Below are 4182 nucleotides of genomic sequence, written 5' to 3'. Positions count from 1 at the left end.
GCCCCGGCGCCTCCTCCTCCACCCGCACCAGCCACCCCCCGGGCAGCGGCTCCACCGCGCACATCCCCAGCGACGGCAGCCATCTGCGCCCCGCGCCGAACGACTTGGGCAGCGGCAGCCGGTCGACCGGCGGCATCCCGGTCACCGCCGCCGGCCAGCCGTGCGCGTCGACGGCGAGCGCCCGGCCGCCGACCCGGCACAGGATCGGCGAGGCCACCGACCGCAGACGCTCGACGGACCGCACGTGCCGGTCGCGCAGTTCGGCCTCGGCGAGCCGGGTCACCGACTCGACGAGGGCGAGCGTCGCCGGGTGGAAAGTGGACTCGGCCCCGCTCACGTCGATGACGCCGAGGAGCCGCCCGGTGCGGGGATCGTGCACGGGCGCCGCCGCGCACGTCCAGTCGTGGAGCGTACGGACGAAGTGCTCGGCGGAGTGCACCTGGACGGGCCTGCGCAACTCCAGCGCGGTGCCGATGCCGTTCGTCCCCGTCGTCTCCTCGCTCCACGCCGCGCCCGCCTCCAGGCAGATGCCGTCGGCCTTGCGCATCACCCCCCGGTCGCCGTCGCGCCACAGCACGCGGCCCTCCTCGTCGGTCACCACCATGATCTGCTGCGACGCCTGCACGACCGCGATCAGCCCCTGGCTGAGCGACGGCAGCAGCTCACCGAGCGCCGTCGCCCGGCGCCGGTGCTCCAGCTCCCCCGCGGGCAGGAGCTCACTGCTGGTGCTCCGGTCCGGATCGATGCCGATCCGCATCACGCGCTGCCAGGACGCGTCGATGACGGGCCTCGGCGCGACGTGCGGCGTCCCGCCGGCGAGTGCGGTGTCCCGTACCCGGGCCAGCGCGCGGGCCGCGTCGGCGCTGTGCAGGGCGCTCAGGCGGGAGAGGCCGTGGGGGTCGAGAGGTTCGATCTTCACTGGGCGTACCCCGTAACTCACGTGAAAGTCACTTGCTGTGAGGTGTTCCTCGCTCATCGTGCACCGCCCGGGGCGGGCGCGCCCAGGAGTCGGGACAAACATTGCAACGGTCTGCAACTCTCGTGCGCCGGGGCGCGACTGTACGAAGCTGGAGAGGTTCAGCCGGGGTGGTGCCGTGTCGGCGCAGCATCACCCCGGCGGCTCCCGTCTCCCGGCGGGTCGTTCCCCCGGCGGCTCGCCGGGTCCGTCGGCGTGCCCGGCAGGGCGGCGCGGGGGACCCGGGGTCGGGCGGCGGCAGGGCCGCTCAGACCTCCGCCCGCGCCCGCTCCACCACCGACGCCAGATCGAGGCTGTGCGGCAGGGTGCCGAACGCCGTGCCCCAGTCGCCGCCGAGCCGCGACGCGCAGAACGCGTCCGCGACCTCCGGCGGCGCCCATCGCACCAGCAGCGAGCCCTGGAGCACGAGCGCCATCCGCTCGACGACACGGCGGGCCCGCCCCTCCATGCCCTCCAGATCGGCGAGCTCGGTCAGCAGGTTCTTGATCGCCCCGTCGAGGCGGTGATCGGCGCCGCGCGCCTGGCCGATCTCGGTGAGGAAGGCGTTCAGCGCCAGCGGTTCGCGCTGGAGCGCCCGCAGGACGTCGAGCGCCTGTACGTTCCCCGAGCCCTCCCAGATCGAGTTCAGCGGCGACTCGCGCAGCAGCCGCGGCAGGCCGGACTCCTCGACGTACCCGTTGCCGCCCAGGCACTCCAGCGCCTCCGCCGCGACCGGCGTGCACCGCTTCGTCACCCAGTACTTCGCCGCGGGCACCGCGAGCCGCAGGAAGGCGCGGTCCTGCTCCGAGTCGCTGTCGTACGCCGCCGCCAGCCGCAGCGCGAGCGTCGTCGCCGCCTCCGACTCCAGCGCCAGGTCGGCCAGCACGTTGCGCATCAGCGGCTTGTCGATCAGCTTGCCGCCGAAGGCGCTGCGGTACGCCGCGTGGTGCGTGGCCTGGGCCACCGACTGGCGCATCAGCGCCGCCGACCCGATCACGCAGTCCAGCCGGGTGGCGGCCACCATCTCGATGATGGTGCGCACCCCGCGCCCCTCCTCACCGACCAGCCGCGCCCACGTCCCGTCGAACTCGACCTCGCTCGACGCGTTCGACCGGTTGCCGAGCTTGTCCTTCAGGCGCTGGATCCGGAACACGTTGCGGGTCCCGTCCGCCAGGATCCGCGGCACCAGGAAGCAGCTCAGCCCGCCCGGCGCCTGCGCCAGTACCAGGAAGCCGTCGCACATCGGCGCCGAGCAGAACCACTTGTGCCCGGTGAGCAGGTACTCGCCCTCCCCGGTGAGCGGCTCGGCGTTCGTCGTGTTCGCGCGTACGTCGCTGCCGCCCTGCTTCTCCGTCATGCCCATCCCGAAGAGCGCGCCGGCCTTCAGCGACGGCGTCGTCAGCCCCTCCTCGTACACATGGGAGGTGAGCCGCGGCTCCCACTCGGCCGCCAGCGCCGGATCGGCCCGCAGCGCCGGGACCGCGGCGTGCGTCATGGACACCGGGCAGCCGTGCCCCGCCTCGGCCTGAGTCCACACCAGGAACCCGGCGGCCCGGCGCACGTGCCCGCCGGGCCGCCCCCAGGCGTCGGTGAGCCCCGCCGCGACGGCCTTGCCCAGCAGCCGGTGCCAGGCCGGATGGAACTCGACCTCGTCGATCCGGTGGCCGTAGCGGTCGTGCGTCCGCAGTTCCGGCGGATTCTCGTTGGCCTGTACGCCCCATTGCTGGGCCTGCGCCGAGCCGGCGGAGCGGCCGAGGCCCGCCAGTTCCTCCCGTACCTCGTCCGCGAGTTCGGGCGCGATGTGCCGTTCCACACCCTCGGACAGGGCCCTGTCGGCGGTGAAAACGTCGTACTCCACCAGGGGTGGAGCCTGGTTGGTCACTGTGTGTGTGGTGGCTGCCATGCCGCTACGGTAAGGAGGTGCAGGCAGCAAAAGAAACACCCGAACGGCCCGAGGGCCGGCTCCACCGGGCGAGAGTCCTCTATCGCAACGTTTCCAAGCGCAAGTTGGTCTGGTTGCTGCTGAAGGACACCGTCAACTCGTGCATCGAGTACCGCATCCTCGGTCTCGCCGCCGAGGCGGCGTTCTTCACCCTGCTGTCCCTGCCGCCCCTCCTGCTCGGCATGATCGGTCTGCTCGGCTATGTCGACGCGTGGACCGACACCGACACGGTCGCGTCCATCGAGCGCAACATCCTGACCGCCGCCGAAACGGTCCTGTCCGACCGGGGTGTCAACGACTTCGCGAAACCGCTCATCGCCGACGTCACCCAGGGGGCCCGCCCGGACATCATCTCCATCGGCTTCGCCATCGCGCTCTGGTCGGGTTCGCGCGCGGTCAACGTCTTCATCGACACGATCACCGTCATGTACGGCCTCGACGGCCACCGCGGCATCGTGAAGACCCGGCTGCTCGCCTTCCTGCTGTACGTCGTCGCGCTGATCATCGGCGCGGTGGTGCTGCCGCTGATGGTGGTCGGCCCCGACCGGGTGGTGGACCTCGTGCCGTTCGGCACGGAGGTCGTCAGCGTCCTGTACTGGCCCGTGGTCATCGTGCTGTCGATCGTCTTCCTCACGACGCTCTACCACGTGTCCGTGCCCGTGCGCTCGCCGTGGGTCGAGGACGTGCCCGGGGCGCTGATGGCGCTCGCCATGTGCGTACTGGGCAGCTTCCTGCTGCGGATCTACCTCACCAGCACGGTCGAGGGCCCGACGATCTACGGGTCCCTGGCCGCCCCCATCGCCGTCCTGCTGTGGATCTGCATCTGCGCCTTCGCGGTCCTGGTGGGCGCGGCGGTCAACGCGGCGATCGACCGGGTCTGGCCCTCCGTCGCCACGGCCGCCGCCCGCGAGGCGAACGACCGCGTACGGACGGCCCAGGCGGCGGCGGTCATCGCGCGCGCGGAGGCGGCGCGCGCGGCGGCGCACGACGGAGAGGACGGGGAGGACCCGGACATGCCGTCCGAGTTCCCCGAGCGGTGGTCGCGCTTCCTGCCGCCGGACGACGTGAAGTCCCGCCTGCACACGAGCCGCGAGAAGGAACCCAAGGAGGCACCCCGGGAGGCGCGCGAGTCGCGCGAGGCCCGGGAGCCGCACCCGTAGGGGGACGCCCGGGCCCGACGCGGGCCGCCGGCGCTCCCTACCCTGGGGAGCATGTACGCGGAACGCGCATCCCGGCTCGACGGCGCCGTCGTGTGGACCCGCACCGTGCCCACCACTCCCCGGCC

The 4182-nt window shown here is 72.7% G+C and carries 3 protein-coding genes; 1 reads left to right on the top strand and 2 read right to left on the bottom strand.

Annotation, left to right across the window (positions count from 1 at the left end; translation table 11 throughout):
- Together E2E34_RS31995 and E2E34_RS31990 are read right to left on the bottom strand one after the other, a co-directional pair.
- The coding region (locus E2E34_RS31995) for a GAF domain-containing protein (protein ID WP_244316322.1) at window positions 1–913 on the bottom strand (913 nt) is incomplete at its 3' end.
- Between the two features lie 310 nt (window positions 914–1223).
- Window positions 1224–2858: an acyl-CoA dehydrogenase family protein gene (locus E2E34_RS31990; protein ID WP_138905346.1), complete on the bottom strand. Its 1635-nt coding sequence runs from the start codon at window positions 2856–2858 to the stop codon at window positions 1224–1226.
- A gap of 17 nt (window positions 2859–2875) precedes the next feature.
- On the opposite strand from E2E34_RS31990, the gene E2E34_RS31985 reads away from it, so the two are divergent.
- Window positions 2876–4057 (top strand): YihY/virulence factor BrkB family protein, encoded by a 1182-nt coding sequence (locus tag E2E34_RS31985; RefSeq protein ID WP_138905345.1) that lies wholly within the window; start codon window positions 2876–2878, stop codon window positions 4055–4057.
- The last annotated feature ends 125 nt before the right edge of the window (window positions 4058–4182 follow it).

The sequence above is a fragment of the Streptomyces albidochromogenes genome (assembly GCF_005981925.1).
Classification (GTDB): domain Bacteria; phylum Actinomycetota; class Actinomycetes; order Streptomycetales; family Streptomycetaceae; genus Streptomyces; species Streptomyces albidochromogenes.
The sequence above is the reverse complement of the archived record's forward strand: the minus strand, read 5'-3'. Positions and strand labels throughout refer to the sequence as shown.